Consider the following 20,797-nt stretch of genomic DNA (forward strand, 5'->3'; position numbering starts at 1 on the left):
AGAGCCTCCGATGACGGGGACGGTGGTGCATGGGGGACCACCGTCCCGGCCCGGGCGGGCACTCAGACCAGGCGGCGCAGCAGCCGCAGCGGCGCGTGCCGCAGGACGACCGCCAGCGGCGCCCACGGCAGCCCGGGGACGTACGCCGACGCCTTCCGGGCCTCGATCGCCCGGACCATCGAGGCGACCCCGCGGGCGGTCGACGCCATCATCGGTCCGGCCCCCCGGCCGTCGGCGCGGTCGTTCATCTCCGAGGCGATGTAACCGGGGAAGAGCACGGTCACGTCGATCCGGTCCCGGGTGTCGAGCAGCTCGAGCCGCAGCCCCTCGGCCAGGTGCGCGATCCCGGCCTTGGACGCGGCGTACGCCGTGGTCGACCCGGGCAGGCCCCGCAGCGCCGCGATCGAGGACACCACGACCAGGTGGCCCGAGGCCTGGGCGCGGAAGCCCGTCATCGCCGCCTCGACCTGGGCGAGCCCGGCGACGAAGTTGGTCACCGCGGTCTCGCGGTTGGCGTCGGCCCGGCCGGTGCCGAGCGGGGCGCCCTTGCCGAGACCGGCGTTGACGACGACGCGGTCGAGACCGCCGAGCTCGGTGCGCAGCTCGTCGAAGACCCGCGGCACGGCGTCGGCGTCGGTGACGTCGAGCGCCCGGAGGGCGACGCGGCGGCCCGGGTGACGGGCGGTGATCTCGTCGCGCAGGGCCTCGAGCCGGTCGAGCCGGCGGGCGCACAGCGCGAGGTCCTCGCCGCGGGCGGCGAGCTGGCGGGCCATCTCGGCGCCGAGTCCGGAGCTGGCGCCGGTGATCAGGGTGGTCGTCACCGGCCCAGGATGTCAGCGCGACGTCCCGGGCCGGTGACGCGTCCGGTCAGGACTGCTTGGGCTGCTCCACGACGATCGTCGACAGGATCTTGTCGGCGAAGGTCTGGCGCTTCGCGTCCCACAGCGGCCAGAGGTAGCCGACGTAGCAGGGCAGGCCGTCGAGGATGTGGGCCAGGTAGCGGACGAAGGCCATGCCGCCGCCGATCGGCTGACCGGTCTGCTCGCTGAGGAGGCGGATGCCCATGACGCCCTTGCCGATCGACCAGCCGGTGCCACCGCCCTTGAGGCAGGTGTTCCAGATGAAGACGCCGAGGCCGGCGAGCGCGCCGAGCAGCACGACGATGCTCCCGAGCGCCGCCGCGCCCCCGGTCCCGTCGGAGCCCCCGATGATCAGGCCGCCGACGAGGTAGAAGGGGATGTAGGCGCCGAGGACGCAGAGGCCGTCGATCAGGAAGGCGCCGACGCGCTTGCCCCAGTGGGCGTACGCGGCGGGCGCGCCGTAGCCGTAGCCGGGCTGGCCGTAGCCCTGCTGCTGGCCGTAGCCGCCCTGCTGCCCGTACCCGTAGCCCTGCTGCTGGCCGTAGCCCTGCTGGCCGTAGCCCTGCTGGTCGCCGTAGCCCTGCTGGCCGTAGCCCTGCTGGTCGCCGTAGCCCTGCTGGCCGTAGCCCTGCTGGTCGCCGTAGCCACCGGGCTGCTGCTGGCCGTAGCCCTGCTGGCCGTAGCCGCCGGGCTGCTGGCCGCCCTGGCCGCCGTAGGGGTCGGGGTCCTCGGGGGTGTTGCCGTACTGGGACATGCGTGGGGTCCTCTCGGGAGGGGAGCGGTGTGCGGGTGCTCGGGGTGGTCAGGACGGGTCGGGGAGCCGACGGTGGACGTCCTCGCTCATGCGGGTGATGGCGAGGTACAGCTCGAGGGTGAGTCGGATGAAGCACAGGTAGATCAGGACCAGCACCGGGCCGAGGACCAGCGTCGCCAGGATCAGCAGCACCGAGCCCGAGACGACGGCCACGACGAGGGAGAACAGGAAGCCGAGACCGAGGGCCACCACGGCGAGCAGGTAGACGAACCGCACGATCATCGGCGTCACGAACGTCGAGAACGAGAAGTCCAGGAGTGCGCCGACGAAGCCCTTTGCCTCGCCCGCACCCGGGAGCGAGGCCGCCGGCCCCGACGACGACCAGCCCGTCTGGGGGCCCGCCGGCTGCCCGTGCTGCTCGTCCCAGCCCGCCTGCGGCCCCGGCTGCTGCTGGTCCCAGCCGCCCTGCGGGGAGGGCTGGCCGTACGGGCCGGGCTGCGGGCCGTACGACGCGGCCGGGGCGGCGGCCGGGGGAGCCTGCTGCGCGCGGGGCTCGGCGGCCTCGGTGGCGCGGGTGCGGCTCTCGTCGCCGTACGGCGAGGGCTGCGACCACGAGGGACGCTCCGCCGGCTGCTGCCAGGAGCCCGGGGCCTCGTCCCAGCCGCCCGGGGCCGGGGTGGCGCCCGGGCGGTCCGGGGTGCCCGCGGCGTCCGCGGACGGCTCCCGGGGCTCCCGGGGACGAGGGGGCATCTCCCACTGCTGCGTGGGCGACGGGTCGGGCGTGCGCTCGCCGGGGATCCGGGTGCGGCCGTCGTCGGCCGCCCGGTCGGCCGCCGGGTCGCCCCCGGAGGGGTCGGAGGGGTCGGAGGGCGGCGGGGAGCCGTACTGGGACATGGGCACCTCGCGTGGTCGGGTGTCGTGGGCGGGTCCGTGCGGCCCGAGTGTGCCGCATGCGCGGGGCTCCTCCCCGGTGGTCCGGACCGGCAAACGTGAACGACCCGACCGGTAAAAGTCAGTCTTGACTGTTTGTGTCGTCACGGGCGAGGGTGGCGGGCGTGACGACGACGCGGGTCCCGCAGAGCGAGCGCACCCGCGTGATGCGCCTGCGGCTGCTCGAGGCCGCGGTCGAGTGCCTGCTCGAGCGCGGCTGGGCGGGCACCTCGACGACCCTCGTGTCGCAGCGGGCGGGGGTGAGCCGGGGCGCCCAGCTGCACCACTTCCCCTCCAAGGAGGCGCTGGTGCTGGCCGCGGTGGAGCACGTGGCCGAGCGCCGCACGGCGGAGCTGGCCGTCGCGGCCGCCGACCTGCCCGCGGGCGAGGGCCGCACCCGCGCGGTGCTGGCGATGCTGGCCGACCACGTGACCGGCCCGGCGTTCACCGCGGCGCTGGAGCTGTGGGTCGCCGCCCGCACCGACCGCACCCTGATGGCCGCCGTCGCTCCCCTGGAGCAGTGGCTGGGCCGCCAGACCCACCGCACGACCGTCGAGCTGCTCGGCGCCGACGACACCGACGAGGCCCAGCGCGAGCTGGTGCAGGCCACCCTCGACCTCGTGCGCGGGCTCGGCCTGGCCGCCACCCTCAGCGACGACCGCCGACGCCGTGACCGGGTGCTGGACCGGTGGGCCCGCGTCCTCGACGACCAGCTGCCGGGGAGCCCGCGATGACGGAGCCGACCACGACCGGGCCCGGCGCGGCGTCCGTGCTGGAGCAGGTGCTGGGCGACCTGGAGGCGGAGTCCGCGGCGCTGGCGGCCCGGCTGGTGCCCCTGGCCGACGACGCCGGCGGCTGGCGACGACCGACGCCGGCGCCGGGCTGGGACGTCGCGACCCAGGTGGGCCACCTGACCTGGACCGACGACGTCGCCGCCCTGGCGGCCCGCGCGGCCGCCGGCGACGCCGCGGCGTGGGACGCCGTCGTGACGGACGCGCTCGGCGACCCGGACGGCTTCGTCGACGCCGCCGCGCTCGCCGCCGGCGACCGGCCCGCCACCGAGGTGCTCGCCCGCTGGGAGACGGCGCGTGCCGACCTCGCCGCGGCGCTGCGCGCGCTGCCGGGCGGCACGCGGATGCCCTGGTTCGGACCGCCCATGTCGGCCACCTCCATGGCGACCGCGCGCTTCATGGAGACCTGGACCCACGCCCACGACGTGCGCGAGGCCCTCGGCGCGGCGCCCGAGCCGACCGACCGGATCCGGCACGTGGCCCACCTCGGCGTCCGGACCCGCGGCTTCGCCTTCGCCGCGCACGGCCGCCCGGTGCCCGAGGCGGAGGTCCGCGTCGAGCTCGTCGCCCCGTCGGGCGCGCGCTGGACCTGGGGACCGGAGGACGCGGAGCAGCGCGTGACCGGCCCGGCCTACGACTTCTGCCTGCGGGTCACCCAGCGGCGCCCGCGCTCCGCCCTCGCGCTGGTCGCGACCGGGGACGTCGCCGAGGCCTGGCTCGACGTCGCCCAGTGCTTCGCGGGCCCGCCCGGCGCCGGCAGCGGGGCGCGGGCGTGAGCGCGCCGCTGCTCGTCGGCAACTGCTCCGGCTTCTACGGCGACCGCCTGGGCGCGATGCGCGAGCTGCTGACCGGGGACCCGGTGCCGGCGGTCGTGACCGGGGACTACCTCGCCGAGCTGACCATGCTGATCCTCGGTCGCGACCAGCTGCGCGACCCCGCGCTGGGCTATGCCCGCACGTTCGTGCGCCAGGCCGAGGACTGCCTCGGCCTGCTGCTCGAGCGCGGCGCCCGGCTCGTCGCCAACGCGGGCGGGCTGCACCCGGCCGGCCTCGCCGTGCGCCTGCGCGAGGTGGCCGCCGGTCTCGGCCTCGACGTCGACGTCGCGCACGTCGAGGGTGACGACGTGCGGGACCTCGTGCGGACCCGGGACGTGGACGCGCACCCCGACCTGCTCACCGCCAACGCCTACCTCGGCGCCGCCGGCATCACCGCGGCGCTCGTGGCGGGCGCCGACGTCGTGGTCACCGGTCGCTGCACCGACGCCTCGCTCGTGGTCGGGCCCGCGGCCTGGCACCACGGCTGGTCCTACGACGACCCGGCCCACCTCGACGCCCTGGCCGGCGCGACCGTCGCCGGCCACGTCCTGGAGTGCGGGACCCACGCCACCGGCGGCAACTTCTCGGGCTTCCTCGACCTGCCCCGCGACGCGACGCCGCTGGGCTTCCCGCTGGCCGAGGTCGCCGCCGACGGCTCCGCCGTGGTTACGACGCAGGCCGGCGCCGGTGGGCTCGTCACCCGGGACACCGTCACCGCGCAGCTGCTCTACGAGGTGCAGTCGGCCCGCTACGTCACCCCGGACGTCGTCGTCCGCCTCGACACGGTGCGGCTGGACGACGACGGGCCGGGCCGGGTGCGCGTCTCCGAGGTCGTCGGCGAGGCCCCGCCCGCGCGGCTCAAGGTGTCCGTCAACGCGCTGGGCGGCATGCGCAACCACGTGGACCTCGTGCTCACCGGACTCGACCTCGCCGAGAAGGAGGCGTGGGTCCGCACGCAGCTCGAGCCCCGCCTGCGGGCCGCCTCGGTCACCTGGTCGCGCTCCGCGCTGCCCGACCCCGACGCCGACACCGAGCAGGGGGCGTCGCTGCTGCTGCGCTGCACCGTCCGCGACCCCGAGAAGGCGCCCGTCGACCGGGAGTTCACCGCGGCCGTGGTCGAGCTCGCCCTCGGCTCCTACCCCGGGTTCGCGCCCCTCGCCCCGCCCGCCCCCGCCACGCCCTACGGCGTCCACCGCGCGGCCTGGGTCGACCGCGACGAGGTCGAGGTCGTCGTGGTCCACGCCGACGGGCGCCGCGAGGTCGTCCCCGACGCCGGTGGTCGGCTCGCGGGGTCTCGTGGCTCGGGCCCGGGGGGCCCTCGCGCCTCGACCTCCGGGGGTGGGCCACGAGACCCGGTGACGGGACCGACCGCGCAGGTGCCGCTCGGGACGTTCGTGCACGCACGGTCCGGCGACAAGGGGGGCGACGCCAACCTCGGGCTGTGGGTGCGCCGCGGCGGCCCGTCGTACGACGCGCGCGTGGGGTGGCTGCTCGCGACCGTGACGCCGGAGTGGGTCGCGGCCCTGCTCCCCGAGGCGCGGGGGCTGCCGGTCGAGGTCCACCCGCTGCCGCGCCTCGGCGGCGTCAACGTGCTCCTGCCCGGCCTGCTCGGGGAGGGCGTCGCGGCGTCGTCGCGCTTCGACCCCCAGGCCAAGGGCCTGGGGGAGTGGGCCCGCGGGCGCCGCGTGGCCGTCCCCGTCGACCTGCTGGAGGAGACCCCGTGACGAGCCTGCTGGACCCGAGCCCGCTGGACGCTGACCTGAGGGCCACCGCGGCCGAGTTCACCCGCCGCGAGGTCGTCCCGCACCTCGACGACTGGGAGGCCGCCGGCCTGGTGCCGCGCGGGCTCCACGTCGCGGCGGCGCGGCAGGGGCTGCTCGGCATCTCCTTCCCGGAGGCGGTCGGCGGCCAGGGCGGCGACCTCGCCGACGTGGTCGCCGTGACCGAGGGCATGCTCGCCGAGGGTGCCTCCAGCGGGCTGCTGGCGGCGCTGTTCACCGGGGGCATCGCGCTGCCGCACCTCGCGGCGCACGGCTCGGCCGACCTCGTGGACCGCTTCGTGCGGCCCACGCTCGCCGGGGAGGCGATCGGCTCGCTGGCGATCACCGAGCCCGACGGCGGCTCCGACGTGGCCCACCTGCGCACGCGCGCGCGGCGCGTCCCGGGCCCGGGGGGCGACGAGTACGTCGTGGACGGCGCCAAGACCTACATCACCAGCGCGGTGCGGGCGGACTTCCTGACCGTGGCCGTCCGCACCGGCGGCCCCGGCGCCGGCGGGGTGTCGCTGCTCGTGGTCGAGACCGACCGCCCCGGCGTCACCGTCACCGGGCCGCTGCCCAAGATGGGCTGGCACTGCTCCGACACGGGCGAGGTCGCCCTCGACGGCGTCCGCGTGCCCGTCGGGCACCTGATCGGCGAGGAGGGCGGCGGGTTCGCCCAGATCGGCGAGCAGTTCGTGACCGAGCGGATCGTCCTCGCCGTGCACGGCTACGGCATCGCGGCCCGCGCGCTCGCCCTGGCCGCGGCCTGGTGCCGCGACCGGGAGACCTTCGGCCGGCCCCTGACCGGCCGCCAGGTCGTGCGCCACCGGCTCGTCGAGATGCACCGGCGGGTCGAGGTCGCCCGCACCTACGTCCACCACGTCGTCGCCGAGCACCGCGCCGCCGGGCCCGCGGACCAGCCGCGGGTCGTCGCCGACGCCTGCCTGGCCAAGCAGACGGCCGTCGAGTGCGCGGCGTACGTGACGGACGCGGCGGTGCAGCTCCACGGCGGTGCCGGCTACGTGCGCGGCGAGGTCGAGCGCCACTACCGCGACGCCCGGCTGCTCGGGATCGGCGGCGGGTCGACCGAGGTCCTGGCCGACCTGGCCGCCGGACTGCTTGGCTACGGAGGAGCGCGATGAGCGAGACCACGATCCACGACCAGCTCGACGCCCTCGCGGCCGAGCACGCGAAGGCGGTCGCCGGCGGCGGGGAGAAGTACGTCGGCCGCCACCGCGCCCGCGGCAGGCTCACCGCCCGTGAGCGCATCGAGCTGCTCGTCGACGAGGGCTCGGCGTTCCTCGAGCTGTCCCCGCTGGCCGGGTGGGGCAGCGACTACACCGTCGGCGCGAGCGTCGTGACCGGCATCGGCGTCGTCGAGGGCACCGAGTGCCTCGTCGTCGCCAACGACCCGACGGTCAAGGGCGGCGCGACCAACCCGTTCACCCTCAAGAAGTTGCTCCGCGCCCACGAGGTCGCCGAGCGCAACGGGCTGCCGACGATCTCCCTGGTCGAGTCCGCCGGCGCCGACCTGCCCACGCAGAAGGAGATCTTCAGCCCCGGCGGGCGGATCTTCCGCGACCTCACCCGCGCCAGCGCCCGGCGCGAGCCGACCCTCGCCGTGGTGTTCGGCAACGCCACCGCCGGTGGCGCCTACGTGCCCGGGATGAGCGACCACACGGTGATGGTCCGCGGCGCCGCGCAGGTCTTCCTCGGCGGGCCGCCGCTGGTGAGGATGGCCACCGGCGAGGAGGCCGAGGAGGAGTCGCTCGGCGGCGCCGAGATGCACGCCCGCGTCTCCGGGCTCGCCGACCACCTCGCCGCGGACGAGCACGACGCGATCCGGATCGCCCGTCGGGTCGTCGCGCGCTGGGAGCGCCACAAGCCGGTCGCGCCGCCGACCTACGACTGGGCGGAGCCCGACGCGGACCCCGAGGAGCTGCTCGAGCTCGCCCCGACCGACCTGACCGAGCCGTTCGACCCGCGTGAGGTGGTGGCGCGGGTCTGCGACGGCGTCAGCGTCGACAACCCGGTCGCCTTCGACGAGTTCAAGCCGCTCTACGGCACCTCGCTCGTGTGCGGCTGGGCCCGGCTGCACGGGCGACCGGTCGGCGTCCTCGCCAACGCCCAGGGCGTGCTGTTCAGCGAGGAGGCGCAGAAGGCGACCCAGTTCGTGCAGCTCGCCAACGCCTCCGGCACCCCGCTGCTGTTCTGGCACCACACGACCGGCTTCATGGTCGGCACCGACTACGAGCAGGGCGGCATCGTCAAGCACGGCGCGATGATGATCAACGCGATCTCGAACTCCACCGTCCCGCACTTCACGGTCCTGATGGGCGCGTCGTACGGCGCGGGCAACTACGCCATGAACGGCCGCGCCTACGACCCCCGCTTCCTCTTCGCGTGGCCCAACGCGAAGTCCGCGGTGATGGGCCCCAAGCAGCTCGCCGGGGTGCTGTCGATCGTGTCGCGGGCCGCCGCGGAGGCCAAGGGGGCCCCGTACGACGAGGAGGGCGACGCCGGCATGCGCGCGATGGTGGAGCAGATGGTCGAGGAGCAGAGCCTGCCGTTCGTCCTGAGTGGGCTGCTGTACGACGACGGGGTGATCGACCCCCGCGACACCCGCACGGTGCTGGGGATCTGCCTGTCGGTGGCCGAGAACACCGCCTGGACCGGCGCGACGGCGTACGGGGTGTTCCGCCCGTGATCACCCGACTGCTGGTCGCCAACCGCGGCGAGATCGCCTCGCGGGTCTTCCGCACCGCCCGCCGCCTCGGCGTGCAGACCGTCGCGGTCTGCTCCGGGGCCGACGCCGACCTGGGCTACGTCGCCGAGGCCGACTTCGTGGTCCGGCTCCCGGGCGCGACGCCCGCCGAGACCTACCTCGACGTCGACGCGCTGCTCACCTGGGGCGAGCACCAGGGCGCCGACGCCGTCCACCCCGGCTACGGGTTCCTCGCCGAGGACGCCGGCTTCGCCCGCGCCGTCGAGGCGGCCGGGCTGACGTGGGTCGGCCCGCCGCCCGCGACGATCGACCTGATGGGCTCGAAGGTCGCCGCCAAGCGGCACGCGACCTCCGTCGGCGTCCCGGTGCTCTCGGTCACCGACCCCACCGAGGCCGACCTGCCGCTGCTGGTCAAGGCCAGCGCGGGCGGCGGCGGTCGCGGGATGCGCGTGGTGCGGGACCTCGCCGACCTGCCCGAGGCGCTGGACGGCGCCGCGGCGGAGGCCGCGGCGGCGTTCGGCTCGGGCGAGGTCTTCGTCGAGCCGTACGTCGAGCGCGGGCGCCACGTCGAGGTCCAGGTCTGGGCCGACGGCCACGGTGCCGTGCAGGTGCTGGGCGACCGGGACTGCTCGGTGCAGCGCCGTCACCAGAAGGTCGTCGAGGAGGCCCCGGCCCCCGACCTGCCCGACGCCGTCCGCGCGGCCATGCACGCGGCGGCGCTCGCGCTGACCGAGCCCCTCGGCTACCGCGGCGTCGGCACCGTCGAGCTGCTGTACGACGCGGACGCCGAGCGGTTCTGGTTCCTCGAGATGAACACCCGCCTGCAGGTCGAGCACCCCGTCACGGAGGCGGTCACCGGTCTCGACCTCGTCGAGCTCCAGCTGGTCGCCGCCGAGGGCGGCACCGGCCCGGTCGAGGTCCCGGCGCCGTCCGGGCACGCGATCGAGGTGCGCCTGTACGCCGAGGAGCCCCACCACGACCACCGGCCGACCACCGGGCGGCTGGTGACGTTCGAGGTGCCGCGCGAGGCCGGCGTACGGGTGGACGCGACGTACGCCGCCGGCGACGACGTCACGCCGTACTACGACGGGATGCTCGCGAAGGTCGTCGCCCACGGCCCGACCCGGACGGCGGCCGCCCGGTCGCTCGCGGGCGTGCTGCGGCGGGCGCGGATCCACGGCGTGGCGACCAACCGCGACCAGCTGGTCGCCGTGCTGACGTCCGAGGCGTTCCTGGCCGGGGCGCCGACGACCGCCTTCCTCGGTGAGCACCCGGAGCTCTCCGGTCCGTCGCGGGCGGACCGGGTCGCGGCCTCGTTCGCGGCCACCCACGCCGTGGTGGCCGAGGCCGTGGAACGGCGGCGCGACCGGCACGGGGTGCAGCACCGGGTGCCGCCGGGGTGGCGCAACGTCCGCGCGGCCCCGCAGGTCACCCGCTGGGAGGTCGTCGGTCAGGAGCACCCCCACGAGGTCGCCTGGGTGCCCGCCCGCGGGGGCGGCATCGAGCACCCGTCGGCGGACCTCACGGTCGCCGGCGTGCGCCGGGCCGACGACGGGTGGCGCGTCGACCTCACCTGGGAGGGGGTCGCGTCGTGGGCGCAGGTCGTCCTCGACCCCGCGGCGCTGCCGGGTCACCGCGACGTCTTCGTGGACGGCCCGCTCGGCTCGGTGCACCTGCGCGAGGTGCCGCGGTTCACCGACCCGGCCGACGCGGTGGCGTCGGGGAGCCTGACGGCGTCGATGCCGGGGACCGTCGTCCGCCTCGACGTGGCGGTCGGGGACACCGTGACGGCGGGCCAGCCGCTGCTCGTGCTCGAGGCGATGAAGATGCAGCACACCGTGAGCGCGCCGGCCGACGGGGTCGTCGCGTCGGTGGCGGTGCAGCAGGGGGTGCAGGTGGCCGCGGGCGAGGTGCTCGTGGTCGTGGAGACCGACGAAGGGCCGGACCGATGACGCAGCTGACCGAGATCGCGCAGACGTACGACGAGACCGAGGAGCGCACCGAGCTGCGACGGCAGGTCGCCAGGCTCGCCGCGTCGTACGGACGCGAGTGGTTCACCGACCGCGCCCGGGCGGGGGAGAAGTCCACCGAGCTGTGGATGGAGATCGCGAAGGCCGGCTACCTCGGCATCAACGTCGAGGAGCAGTACGGCGGGGGCGGCGGCGGGATCGGCGACATCGCCGCGGTCTGCGAGGAGCTCGCCGCGGCCGGCTGCCCGCTGCTGCTGATGGTCGTGTCGCCCGCGATCTGCGGCACCGTGATCGGCCGGTTCGGCACGAGTGCGCAGAAGCAGCGCTGGCTGCCCGGGATCTGCGACGGCACCGGCACGATGGCCTTCGCGATCACCGAGCCCGACGCCGGCACCAACACCCACGCGATCACCACCTCCGCGACCCGCGACGGCGACGACTACGTGCTGAGGGGCCAGAAGATCTGGATCTCCGGCGTCGACGAGGCGACGAACGTGCTCGTCGTCGCCCGGATGAAGGACTCCGCCACGGGACGGCTCAAGCCGGTGCTGTTCGTCGTGCCGACCGACGCGCCGGGCTTCACCGCGCAGCCGATCGGGATGGAGATCGTCAGCCCGGAGAAGCAGTTCCAGGTCTTCCTCGACGACGTCCGCCTCGGCGCCGACGCCGTGGTCGGCTCGGAGGACGGCGGCCTGCTGCAGCTGTTCGCCGGGCTCAACCCCGAGCGGATCATGGCCGCGGCGTTCGCCCTCGGCCTGGCCCGGCACGCGCTGGGCCGCGCCGTGGCGTACGCGAAGGACCGCGCCGTCTTCGGCCAGCCCATCGGCGCCCACCAGGCCATCGCGCACCCGCTCGCGGAGTCGCACATGGAGATCGAGATGGCCCGGCTGATGAACCAGAAGGCGGCGGCGCTCTGCGACGCCGGTCTCGACGAGCGCGCCGGCGAGGCGGCGAACATCGCCAAGTACGCCGCCGCCGAGGCCGCCTGCCACGCCGTCGACCGCGCCGTGCAGACCCACGGCGGCGCCGGCATCTCCTCCGAGCACGGCATCGCAGGGCTGCTCGTGGCGTCCCGGGCCTCCCGGATCGCGCCCGTGAGCCGCGAGATGGTCCTCAACTACGTGGCCATGCACTCCCTGGGCCTGCCCAAGTCGTACTGAGGTCCGCTGCCCGCCCGGCCCCGGCCGGGTGGTCCCCCACGAAACGGCCGCAGGGCCCCGCCGGCGGCATCGTCGTGGGGGACTACCCGGGGTCGGGGGCGGTCGCGGACGGCGGGGGGAGCGGCACCGGGCTCGGCGCCGCGTCCTCGCGGAGGTAGAAGCCGCGGTAGGGACCCGAGCGCACGGCGAGCAGCTCGGTCGCGCCGCGCGGGGGCAGCCGCCGTACGGCGACCTCCGCGACGACCTCGTCCTCGCAGCCCAGCACCTCGGCGCGGTCGGCCCGGCCGACGCCGGCGCCCTGCGGCGGCCGGCCGAGCGGCTCGTACACGTCGCCGTCGAGCCCGAGGCGGGCGGCGCAGTCGTCGGGACGCCGGTCGTCGGTCCCGTCGTCGCCGCCGCCACAGCCCGCGACCAGCCCGGTGAGGACCAGCAGGACGGCGGCCGGCGCGACGCGCACGGCTCAGTCCCGCGGCTCGACGCCGTGCGCCGCGAGCCCGAGGCGGACGCCGACGGCCACCAGGCCGACGAACGTCAGCACGGCGCCCGGGGCGAGGGCCACCAGGGTGAGCACGCCGTAGATCGTCGCGTCGTTCGAGTCCCCGACGGGGCCGGGAGCGTAGAGCCCGCGAAGGATCCAGAGGACGAGCGCGAGCCCCAGGAGCGCGGCGCCCCAGCCGAGGAACGCCCGGGTCCGGTAGTCCGCGGCCTCGCGGGGCGTCATGGTCGCCATGGCGGGAGGCTAGTCGCTCAACCCTTGCGGGGCTTGCCCATCGAGGCGAGGCGGGCGGCGTTGTGGTCGGTGTCGTACATGACGATCTCGCGGTGCGACTCCACGAAGGCGCTGAACGTCGGGAAGCCGATCGCGCGCTCGGAGAAGTCGGGGGCCAGGCGCAGCATCAGGGTCTTGACCATGGACAGCGGCACCCAGTCGTCGGTGCGCTGCTCGTGGCCCAGCTTGAGGGCGCGCAGCAGCAGCTTGCGAGCGGTGCGGGCGGGGTCGTCGGAGCGACGGCCGCGGGCGGAGCCCTGTGCGGGGGAGTCCTCCTCGGCAGGCTCCTCGGCGACCTGACCCGTGGTCTCCCCGGGGGTCCCCTCGGCCGACTTCCGGGCGCCGCGGCGGCGGCGGGTGACCTGCGGCTTCGTGCCCTCGGCGGGGGCGTCGGCGGCGTCGGGCGTCGACCCGTCGGCCGCGGGCTCGGTCCCCGATCCGGCCGTCTCGTCCGTCGCCTCGTCGGCGGTGTCGTCGTCGTCGTCGTCGTCGTCGAGGGTGACCAGCACGTCGTACTGGCGGAACTCGTCGCAGGCCAGCTCCCAGTAGCGCCCGACCGACCCGGCGACGCCCACGCCGATGACGCGGCGGTCGAGGCGGCGGGCCTTCTGGGCGAGCGGGACGTAGTCGGAGTCGCCGGCCGCGACCATCAGGTGGGTCAGGTAGGGGAACCGCTCGAGGTCCTCCAGCGCGTCGACGGCGAGCCGGATGTCGGCGCCGTTCTTGGAGCCCGACATCGGGAACATCTGCACGAGGTCGACCGAGCGGCGCGTCAGCGCCCGGCCGTACGCCGCGAACGCGGGCACGGTCCAGTCGCAGTAGGCCCGGCAGATGGTCACGACGCCCATCGAGGCGGCGTAGTCGATGATCGCGTCGAGGTCGAGGCGCGCCGACTCCAGCTTGTCCACGATCGCGGGCGTGGCGCGCTTGCGGGCGTCGTCGCGGCGCCAGGCGCCCTCGCCGTGCGTCGCGTCGTACAGGCTGATGACGAGGTTCTCGAAGTCGACGTACACCGCGACGCGGCCGGGCAGCTCTTCGATCGCAGTGCTCATTGCGCCCACTCTCCCAGAACCTGCCCCGTCGGCCCCCGTCCCCCGGGGTAGTCCCTGACGTCGTGGCCGTGATCGGGCCTCGTGGGGGGTCAGAACGTCAGGGACTACCCGGCACCGGGGCCCGGGATTCGGCGGGCGGGATGGTCCCTGACGTCGTGGCCGTGATCGGGCCTCGTGGGGGGTCGGAACGTCAGGGACTACCCGGCAGCGGGGTCCGGGAGCTGGGCCCGGGAGCGGGGTCCGGCCGCCCTCAGAACTCCCGCACCCGCGGGAGGGTGTGGTCGGCGCCGGGGCGGACCATGAGGATCTGGTCGACGCCCATGCGGCCGTCGCGGAAGGCCATGCGGCCGCCGACGAGGTAGAGGCGCCAGACGCGGACGACCTCCTCGCCGACGAGCTCGGTGAGGCGGGCGGCGTTCTTCTCGAAGGTCTCGAGCCAGCGGTCGACGGTCCACACGTAGTGCTCGCGCATGCCGTGGACGTCGCGGACCTCCAGGCCCCCGGCCTCGAGCAGCGCGACCGTCTCGCCGACGGGTCGCATGTGCATGTCGGGGGCGATGAAGGACTCGATGAACGGTCCGCCGCCGGGGTGGCCGTTGCGGCCGCCGGAGCGCGACATCTGCTGCACCAGCACACGTCCGCCCGGCTTGACCGCGCGCCGCAGCACCTCGGCGTACGTCGGGTAGTTGCCCTGGCCGACGTGCTCGCCCATCTCGAGGCTCGCGACGGCGTCGAAGTCGGTCTCCGGGACCTCGCGGTAGTCCTGCAGCCGGATCTCGACCCGGTCGGCCAGGCCGCGCTCGGCGATCCGGGCGTCGATGAACTTCTTCTGCTCCGCGGCGATCGTCACGCCGACGACCTGCGCGCCGAAGTGCTCGGCGGCGTACAGCGAGAGCGAGCCCCAGCCGCAGCCGACGTCGAGGAACCGCATGCCGGGCCGGAGCCCGACCTTGCGGCAGACCAGGTCGAGCTTGTCGGCCTGCGCGTCCTCCAGCGAGTACGACGGGTCGTCGCCGGGGCGCGTGAAGTACGCCGACGAGTAAGCCATGTGGGGGTCGAGGATCAGCGAGTAGAACTCGTTCGACAGGTCGTAGTGGTGGCTGATCGCACGGCGGTCGCGACGCTTGGAGTGCAGCCGGCCGGTCAGCTTGGCCTGGGAGGCGGGCGCGGCGGGGGCACGGCCGACGACCCCGAGGGCGCGCGCGGTGCGCAGGGCGTGCAGCAGGGTCGGCGGCGTGGGCCGGATGCCCGACAGCCCGCGCTCGGCGGCCACGGACCACACGTGGGTCAGGGCGTCGTCGAGGTCGTGGTGGACCTCGATCTCGCCGGTGACGTAGGCCTGGGCGGCGCCGAGCTCGCCGGGCGCCCACAGCAGGCGGCGCAGCGCGTCGGGGGTGCGGACCTCGACCAGCGGCGCGCCGACGGGGCCGGCCTCGGAGCCGTCCCAGCCGCGCAGCCGCACGGGCAGCTCGCCGCCGACGAACGGCTCGAGCGCGGAGGCCAGGAGGTCGGCGACCGGGCGGTCGGCCAGCGGGCCGGAGGAGGTGGGGCCGGTGGGTCCGGCGGTGGTGCGCGAGCTCATGGGGTCCCTCTCAGGGGCGGGTGAACAGCAGCTGGTTGACGTCGAGGTAGCCCGAGGCGAACCCGGCGCGGGAGTACTCCAGGTAGAAGTGCCACATCCGCAGGAACGTCTCGTCGAACCCGAGACCGAGGACCTCCTCGGCGGCGGCGTCGGCGCGGCGGTCCCACTGGCGCAGGGTCTCGGCGTAGTGCCGGCCCATCGAGAGCCGACCGGTCAGGCGCAGGTCGGTGTCGGCGCGGGTGACCTCGTCGAGGACCTGCACCGACGGCAGGAAGCCGCCGGGGAAGATGTACTTGTTGATCCACGTGTAGGTGCGACGGGTGGCGAGCATCCGGTCGTGCGGCATCGTGATCGCCTGGATGCCGACCCGACCGCCGGGCGCGAGGACCCGGTCGATGGTGCGGAAGTACGTCGACCAGTACTCGTGGCCCACCGCCTCGATCATCTCGACGGAGAGCACCGCGTCGTAGGTGCCGTCGACCAGGCGGTAGTCGCACAGCTCGACGTCGACCGCGGCGCCGTGGCCGGCGGCCTCGATCCGCTGGCGGGCCAGCGCCTGCTGCTCGGTCGACAGCGTCACCGAGTGCACCGAGGCGCCGCGGGCGGCGGCGCGGATCGCGAGCTCGCCCCAGCCGGTCCCGATCTCCAGCACCCGGGTGCCGGGCCCGACCTCGGTGACGTCGAGCAGCCGCTCGATCTTGGCGGCCTGCGCGGACTCGAGGTCGGCGTCGGGCGTCGGGTCGCCGGCGCGCAGCAGCTCCCCGACGCCGTCGACCGCGCGCTCCTGCGGCGCGTCGAACAGCGCCGAGGAGTAGCTCAGGGTCGGGTCGAGGAACGCGGCGAACAGGTCGTTGGACAGGTCGTAGTGGTGCGCGATGTTGCCGCGGGTCTGGCGCTCGGTGTTCTCGTGCGCCTTCGGCGGCCGGCGTACGACGGCCGCACGGGCCCTCTGCAGCGGCGCGGGCACGAGCGTGGGCATCTCGGCGGCGAGCACGGCGAGGAAGTCGCCGAGCTCGCTGGAGCCCTCGGCGCCGGCGCCCGGGGCACCCTCGCCCCAGGCCCCGGTGAGGTAGGCCTCGCCGAAGCCGATCAGGGCGTCGCGCCCGAAGCGGGCGAAGAACTCCTCGGGCCGGTGCACGGTGATCGCGGGCCCGCCGAGGCCGAGCGGCCGGTCGCCGACGCCGTGCACGGTCACGTGCAGGCGGGACACCGCGGCCGCGAACAGCCGACGGGCGACGAGGGCCGACACCGCGGTGCGCGGCCCGGACGGCGGTCGGTCGAGGCCCGGCCAGGCGGCGGGGTCCGGGACGGACGGGGCGGGACGGGCGCCGGAGGAGGCGTCGGTCGGGGCGTCGGGGCGGTGCTCGAACTGGGTGCTCATGCGACGCCCTCCTGTCGGGGGTGCGGGGGACGGGGACGGACGGGCAGGCGGCGCAGCCACAGCGTGACGCCGTGCAGCCGGATCAGGGCGGCGTGCCGCAGTGTCACGGGTGCGACCCGCCAGGCGGGCACCGGGGTGGCCGTGCCGGTCAGGGTCGCGGAGAAGTCCTCGCCCTCCGGCGAGGTGAGCGAGACCGCGACGTGCAGCTCGGTCTCGGTGGGGGTCGGCACGGCGATCTCGTAGCGGCCGGTCGTGCCGTGGAACGGGGAGACGTAGAGCTCCTTGTCGGTGCTCGCGCGGCCCTGCTCGTCGGGGTGGACGAGGTAGGAGTGGCGCTCGCCGTAGGTGTTGTGGACCTCGACGACCACGCCGACCTGCGCGCCGTCGTCGGCGAAGCACCAGAACACGGAGATCGGGTTGAAGCAGTGGCCCCAGGCGCGCGGGTTGGCCGCCATCAGGACCCGGCCGGTGACCTCGACGCCGCGGGCCGCGCAGAACGCGACGACGTTGTCCTTGATGCTGCGGTGCGGGTGGGCCGGGTCGTGCAGGTGGTCGCGCGCCTCGAAGGTGCCGAGCGCGTGGCCCCGCGCGGTGCCGGGACGGCGGGCGGGGAGGTGGTCGAGGTCGACGACCCAGGTGTGCGAGCGGTGACCGAAGCTGCGCCGCCACGGGGTGCGCCGCGTGTGGCGGATCGTGGTGGCGTAGGTGCGCGGCGACGTGGAGGCGGTGGCGGGCCGGCGGCCGCGCACGCGGGCGGTCCGGTCGACACCGAGGCGGGCGGCGGCCTCGACGCCCGAGCGGGCGCCGTCCTCGTGGAAGCCCCAGCCGTGGTAGGCGCCGGCGAAGGCGAGCCGGTCGGAGTCGCACTCGTCGAGGCGCTGCTGGGCGGCGACGGACTCCGGGGTGTAGAGCGGGTGCTCGTACTCCATCGTGTCGATCACCGTGGCCGGGTCGATGAGGTCGGCACCGCCGAGGGTGACCAGGAAGCGGCGGTCGGTCACGTCGTACGCCTCGTCGAGGCGCATCAGGCGGGTCAGGTCGTAGGTGACGGTGACCTCGTCGGCCGCGCCCGGCGGCCCGTCGGCGCGGCGCAGGTAGTTCCAGGACGCGCGGGCGCGGGGCAGCGTCGGCAGCAGCGAGGTGTCGGTGTGCAGCCGCGCGGTGTTGGGCGAGTAGGTGATCGCGCCCAGCAGCTCGCGCTGCGCCGGGGTGGGGTCGGTGAGCATCGCCAGCGCCTGGTGGGGGTGCGTGGCGACGACGACGGCGTCGAAGGTCTCGGTGGCGCCGTTGCCGTCGGTGAGCTCGACGCCCGCGGGGGTCTCGAGGAGGCCGGTGACCTTGGTGCCGGTGCGGACCTCGTCGAGCCGCTCGGCGACCCGGGCGACGTAGGAGCGGGAGCCGCCCACGACGGTGCGCCACGGCGGGGAGCCGAAGACCTGGAGCATGCCGTGGTGGCGCAGGAAGGCGAACAGGTAGCGGGCCGGGTAGTCGAGGGCGCGGGCGTCGTCGGTCGACCAGACGGCGGCGACGAGGGGCTCCATGAACAGCTCGCGGAAGTCGTCGCCGAAGCCGTGGTCGTCGAGGAACTCCCGCAGCGTCCGCAGGTCGCCCTGCTCGGCGGCGGACGAGCCGTCCGTCGCCGCGAGCAGCGCCCGGGCCGCGCGGTGGAAGCGCGGGATGCCGACGAGCATCCGCCAGAACGACGGGCTGACGGCGTTGCGCCAGGTCGGGAAGACCCCGCCCGCGCCGAGCGCGCCGGCCCACTCGCGGCCGCGACGCTCGTCACGGATCGACATCGACATCTCGGACAGCCGCGTGGTGACGCCCAGCTCGGCGAACATGGCCAGCAGGTGCGGATAGGTCCGCTCGTTGTGGACGATGAAGCCGGTGTCCACGGGCACGTCGACCCGGGTGCCGTCGGGTCGGGTGACGCCCACGAGGTGGGTGTCGGCGTGCCCCCCGAGGCGGTCGTCGGCCTCCAGGAGGGTCACGTGGCACTCGCCGGACAGCGCGTACGCCGCGGTGAGGCCGGCGACACCGCTGCCGACCACTGCGACACGTCGGCGGCCGGCGGGAGCCGCCGCGCTCACGCCGCGGGTCCGAAGTCGAACGTCGCGATCGGCTCGGACGTGGGGGTCTCGGAGCCGCCCGAGGGCTCGACGGTGATGCCGACACCGTCGACGTCGCGGGACTCGCCCTGCAGCGCGACGGTCTGGTCGCGCCCGGCGGGCATCAGGCCCGCGGAGACGTAGTCGCCGCCGTCGAGGTACCAGAGCTGGTAGACGGAGCCGTCCGGCGGGGGCGGCATGTCCTCGGTCTCGATGACGCTGCGGCCGACGGCCTCGGAGTGCACGACGGTGGCGCGGGCGCCGTCGCCGAGGTCGAGGGACGCGCTGAGCGCGTCGTCGGCCTGCAGCACCTGGTCGACCGGGGAGTCGGGGTCGCCGGCCCAGGGCTGGGCGACGCCCAGCCCGACGGCGAGGACGACCGCGGCGGCGGCCGAGCCGACCGCGACCAGCAGGCGTCGGCGGCGGCGGGGCGCGAGGGCGACCACGTCGGCGGAGCCGGTGTGGTCGGCGTCGGCGGGGTGAGCGGTGACGGTCTCGGGCGGCAGGGGCCGCACGGTGGCGATCTGGGCGAGCACCCGGTCGCGGAGCTCGGCCGGGGGGGCGACGCTGGTGGCCTCGGTGATCGCGGCGGTGGCCTCCTGGAGGCTCGCGACCTCCTCGCGGCAGTCGGCGCACTCGGCGAGGTGCTGCTCGAACTCGTGGCGCTCGGCGTCGTCGACGGCGTCGGCGGCGTAGGCGCCCACGAGGCGGTGACTCGACTCGTTCACTGGCCGACTCCCATCGCGTCTCGGAGGCGGATCAGGCCGTCCCTGATCCGGGTCTTGGCGGTGCCGACCGGCAGCTGGAGCAGGCCGGCGACCTCGGTGTGGGTGTAACCCCCCAGGTAGGCCAGGGTCACGGCCTCACGCTGCACCGTGGTCAGCGAGGCCAGGGCGGTGCGCACCCGGTGGGCCTCCATCGAGCTGTGCGCCGCCTCGGCGGTGCTGTCGTGCTCCACCGGGCGGTTGCGGTGGTGGTAGGTCTCGTCGCGGCGGCTGGAGGCCTCCGCGGCGCGGACCCGGTCGACGGCCTTGCGGTGCACGATCGTCATGAGCCACGAGATCGCGCTGCCCCGCGCGGGGTCGAAGCGGCTGGCCGTGCGCCAGGTCTCGAGGTACGCCTCCTGGGTGACCTCCTCGGCCTGCGCCGGGTCCCGGACGACGCGCACTGCGAGCCCGTGGACCCGGGCCGACGTCGCGTCGTACAGCTCGGCGAAGGCGCCCTCGTCACCGCGGGAGGAGCGCTGGAGCAGCTCCCCGAGGTGCGCGGTGGCCTCGCCGGACCGACTCGACGGAGACCGCCGGCCGTCCGGCCCGCCCGGGGTGGGCGGGCCGGACGGCGCGCCGAAGATGGACCTCACGGTCTGATCATCCCCGATCACAGCGGCCTCCGTCAGTCGAGTGGTGCGTCAGCGGTGGTCGGACTCAGCGACCGTTGCCGCCGCCGGTCATCTCCGGCATGAGGACCGAGTCGATGACGTAGACGTTGGCGTTGGCGGTCTGCACGTTGCCGCAGACCACGGTGGCCAGCTCGCCGCCGTTGGCGGCGGGGATCTCGAACTCCTCGCCCTCGCCCTCGACGGTCACGACGTCCTCGGCCGCGGTGTCCTGGTCACCGGCCAGGTCCGAGGGGTCGAGACGCTCGGGGACCACGTGGTGCAGCAGCACCTGGGTCAGCGCCTCCTTGTCGGCCAGCAGCGCGTCGAGGTCGGCCTGCGGGATCTTGGCGAAGGCGTCGTCGGTGGGCGCGAAGACCGTGGCGGCCTCGAGGCCGTTCAGGGTCTGGACCAGGCCGGCCTCCTGCACGGCGGCGGTCAGCGTGGTGAGCAGCGGGTTGTTGGAGGCCGCGGTGCCGACCGGGTCGTCGGCCATGCCGTCGACGGAGCCGGGGCCGGAGGTCGGGACGCCCTCGCAGCCGGCGCCGAAGTTCATCGGCTCGGCGTCGGTGGACTCCGACTCGGACTCGGCGGGCTCGGAGGGGGACTCCGAGGGGGTGGTCTCGGCGGACTCGCTCGAGGTGTCGTCGGCGGTCTCCGCGCTGTCGCTGTCGCTGCCGCAGGCCGCGAGGCCGAGGGACATCGTCAGGGCGAGTGCGGCGACGCCGCCGGTCCGCTTGAGGATCGTGCGCTGCATGAGGATGC

The 20,797-nt window shown here is 75.3% G+C and carries 19 protein-coding genes; 7 read left to right on the forward strand and 12 right to left on the reverse strand.

Annotated features, from left to right (window positions below):
- Positions 1–62: 62 nt before the first annotated feature.
- Genes ABD158_RS02690 through ABD158_RS02700 form a run of 3 tightly spaced genes read right to left on the reverse strand, consistent with a single transcriptional unit; the run spans position 63 to position 2,508 of the window.
- Positions 63–821 carry an SDR family oxidoreductase gene (locus tag ABD158_RS02690; RefSeq protein WP_344003330.1) on the reverse strand — a complete coding sequence of 253 codons (759 nt, stop codon included), beginning with the start codon at positions 819–821 and terminating at the stop codon, positions 63–65.
- A 46-nt stretch (positions 822–867) separates the two neighbouring features.
- Positions 868–1,614, reverse strand: a complete 747-nt coding sequence (locus ABD158_RS02695; RefSeq protein ID WP_344003333.1) for an RDD family protein — start codon at positions 1,612–1,614, stop codon at positions 868–870.
- Positions 1,615–1,662: 48 nt separating this feature from the next.
- Positions 1,663–2,508 (reverse strand): DUF4282 domain-containing protein, encoded by an 846-nt coding sequence (locus tag ABD158_RS02700; RefSeq protein ID WP_344003336.1) that lies wholly within the window; start codon positions 2,506–2,508, stop codon positions 1,663–1,665.
- 161 nt (positions 2,509–2,669) lie between these two features.
- Between ABD158_RS02700 and ABD158_RS02705 the strand changes: the two genes are divergently transcribed.
- Genes ABD158_RS02705 through ABD158_RS02735 form a run of 7 tightly spaced genes read left to right on the forward strand, consistent with a single transcriptional unit; the run spans position 2,670 to position 11,765 of the window.
- Entirely contained in the window at positions 2,670–3,278 is a 609-nt protein-coding gene (locus tag ABD158_RS02705) for a TetR/AcrR family transcriptional regulator (protein ID WP_344003338.1), read from the forward strand.
- The gene (locus tag ABD158_RS02710) at positions 3,275–4,111 is read left to right on the forward strand and encodes a TIGR03084 family metal-binding protein (RefSeq protein WP_344003341.1); all 837 of its coding nucleotides are present in this window, start codon (positions 3,275–3,277) and stop codon (positions 4,109–4,111) included. Before ABD158_RS02705 ends, ABD158_RS02710 begins: the two co-directional genes overlap by 4 nt.
- Entirely contained in the window at positions 4,108–5,874 is a 1,767-nt protein-coding gene (locus ABD158_RS02715) for an acyclic terpene utilization AtuA family protein (protein WP_344003344.1), read from the forward strand. Before ABD158_RS02710 ends, ABD158_RS02715 begins: the two co-directional genes overlap by 4 nt.
- A complete protein-coding gene (locus ABD158_RS02720; protein WP_344003347.1) occupies positions 5,871–7,052 on the forward strand; it encodes an acyl-CoA dehydrogenase family protein in 1,182 nt (393 codons plus the stop codon). Before ABD158_RS02715 ends, ABD158_RS02720 begins: the two co-directional genes overlap by 4 nt.
- Positions 7,049–8,617 carry an acyl-CoA carboxylase subunit beta gene (locus tag ABD158_RS02725; protein ID WP_344003350.1) on the forward strand — a complete coding sequence of 523 codons (1,569 nt, stop codon included), beginning with the start codon at positions 7,049–7,051 and terminating at the stop codon, positions 8,615–8,617. Before ABD158_RS02720 ends, ABD158_RS02725 begins: the two co-directional genes overlap by 4 nt.
- Positions 8,614–10,587 (forward strand): acetyl/propionyl/methylcrotonyl-CoA carboxylase subunit alpha, encoded by a 1,974-nt coding sequence (locus ABD158_RS02730; protein ID WP_344003353.1) that lies wholly within the window; start codon positions 8,614–8,616, stop codon positions 10,585–10,587. The genes ABD158_RS02725 and ABD158_RS02730 overlap by 4 nt, the downstream gene beginning before the upstream one ends.
- Positions 10,584–11,765, forward strand: coding sequence for an acyl-CoA dehydrogenase family protein (locus ABD158_RS02735; RefSeq protein ID WP_344003356.1), 1,182 nt, complete (start codon positions 10,584–10,586; stop codon positions 11,763–11,765). Before ABD158_RS02730 ends, ABD158_RS02735 begins: the two co-directional genes overlap by 4 nt.
- 82 nt (positions 11,766–11,847) lie before the next feature.
- Here the strand turns inward: ABD158_RS02735 and ABD158_RS02740 are convergent, their stop codons facing one another.
- The 9 genes from ABD158_RS02740 to ABD158_RS02780 all read right to left on the reverse strand — a co-directional run bounded on the left by ABD158_RS02740 (position 11,848) and on the right by ABD158_RS02780 (position 20,789).
- A complete protein-coding gene (locus ABD158_RS02740; protein WP_344003359.1) occupies positions 11,848–12,222 on the reverse strand; it encodes a hypothetical protein in 375 nt (124 codons plus the stop codon).
- A gap of 3 nt (positions 12,223–12,225) precedes the next feature.
- The gene (locus tag ABD158_RS02745; RefSeq protein ID WP_344003362.1) at positions 12,226–12,495 is read right to left on the reverse strand and encodes a hypothetical protein; all 270 of its coding nucleotides are present in this window, start codon (positions 12,493–12,495) and stop codon (positions 12,226–12,228) included.
- Positions 12,496–12,512: 17 nt separating this feature from the next.
- Positions 12,513–13,586, reverse strand: coding sequence for an NYN domain-containing protein (locus ABD158_RS02750; RefSeq protein WP_344003365.1), 1,074 nt, complete (start codon positions 13,584–13,586; stop codon positions 12,513–12,515).
- Positions 13,587–13,836: 250 nt separating this feature from the next.
- Entirely contained in the window at positions 13,837–15,168 is a 1,332-nt protein-coding gene (locus ABD158_RS02755; RefSeq protein ID WP_344003368.1) for a class I SAM-dependent methyltransferase, read from the reverse strand.
- A 10-nt stretch (positions 15,169–15,178) separates the two neighbouring features.
- Positions 15,179–16,549, reverse strand: a complete 1,371-nt coding sequence (locus ABD158_RS02760) for a class I SAM-dependent methyltransferase (protein WP_344003371.1) — start codon at positions 16,547–16,549, stop codon at positions 15,179–15,181.
- Complete coding sequence (locus ABD158_RS02765; protein ID WP_344003374.1) at positions 16,546–18,600, reverse strand: FAD-dependent oxidoreductase; 2,055 nt, start codon at positions 18,598–18,600, stop codon at positions 16,546–16,548. The genes ABD158_RS02760 and ABD158_RS02765 overlap by 4 nt, the downstream gene beginning before the upstream one ends.
- 35 nt (positions 18,601–18,635) lie before the next feature.
- Positions 18,636–19,385 carry an anti-sigma factor gene (locus ABD158_RS02770; protein ID WP_344003377.1) on the reverse strand — a complete coding sequence of 250 codons (750 nt, stop codon included), beginning with the start codon at positions 19,383–19,385 and terminating at the stop codon, positions 18,636–18,638.
- Positions 19,382–20,017 (reverse strand): ECF RNA polymerase sigma factor SigK, encoded by a 636-nt coding sequence (gene sigK, locus ABD158_RS02775; protein ID WP_344003380.1) that lies wholly within the window; start codon positions 20,015–20,017, stop codon positions 19,382–19,384. The genes ABD158_RS02770 and sigK overlap by 4 nt, the downstream gene beginning before the upstream one ends.
- Positions 20,018–20,081: 64 nt before the next feature.
- The gene (locus ABD158_RS02780) at positions 20,082–20,789 is read right to left on the reverse strand and encodes a fasciclin domain-containing protein (RefSeq protein ID WP_344003382.1); all 708 of its coding nucleotides are present in this window, start codon (positions 20,787–20,789) and stop codon (positions 20,082–20,084) included.
- Positions 20,790–20,797: the final 8 nt, after the last annotated feature.

Origin of the sequence: Nocardioides lentus, from assembly GCF_039529515.1 — a bacterium.
GTDB classification, from domain to species: Bacteria; Actinomycetota; Actinomycetes; order Propionibacteriales; family Nocardioidaceae; genus Nocardioides; species Nocardioides lentus.

Excerpts from the sequence above, each read along its gene's own strand:
- ABD158_RS02735 (WP_344003356.1), top strand. The coding sequence starts at position 10,584 with ATGACGCAGCTGACCGAGATCGCGCAGACGTACGACGAGACCGAGGAG.
- ABD158_RS02725 (WP_344003350.1), top strand. The coding sequence starts at position 7,049 with ATGAGCGAGACCACGATCCACGACCAGCTCGACGCCCTCGCGGCCGAG.
- ABD158_RS02695 (WP_344003333.1), bottom strand. The coding sequence starts at position 1,614 with ATGTCCCAGTACGGCAACACCCCCGAGGACCCCGACCCCTACGGCGGC.
- ABD158_RS02760 (WP_344003371.1), bottom strand. The coding sequence starts at position 16,549 with ATGAGCACCCAGTTCGAGCACCGCCCCGACGCCCCGACCGACGCCTCC.
- ABD158_RS02750 (WP_344003365.1), bottom strand. The coding sequence starts at position 13,586 with ATGAGCACTGCGATCGAAGAGCTGCCCGGCCGCGTCGCGGTGTACGTC.
- ABD158_RS02780 (WP_344003382.1), bottom strand. The coding sequence starts at position 20,789 with ATGCAGCGCACGATCCTCAAGCGGACCGGCGGCGTCGCCGCACTCGCC.
- ABD158_RS02700 (WP_344003336.1), bottom strand. The coding sequence starts at position 2,508 with ATGTCCCAGTACGGCTCCCCGCCGCCCTCCGACCCCTCCGACCCCTCC.
- ABD158_RS02745 (WP_344003362.1), bottom strand. The coding sequence starts at position 12,495 with ATGGCGACCATGACGCCCCGCGAGGCCGCGGACTACCGGACCCGGGCG.
- ABD158_RS02755 (WP_344003368.1), bottom strand. The coding sequence starts at position 15,168 with ATGAGCTCGCGCACCACCGCCGGACCCACCGGCCCCACCTCCTCCGGC.
- ABD158_RS02710 (WP_344003341.1), top strand. The coding sequence starts at position 3,275 with ATGACGGAGCCGACCACGACCGGGCCCGGCGCGGCGTCCGTGCTGGAG.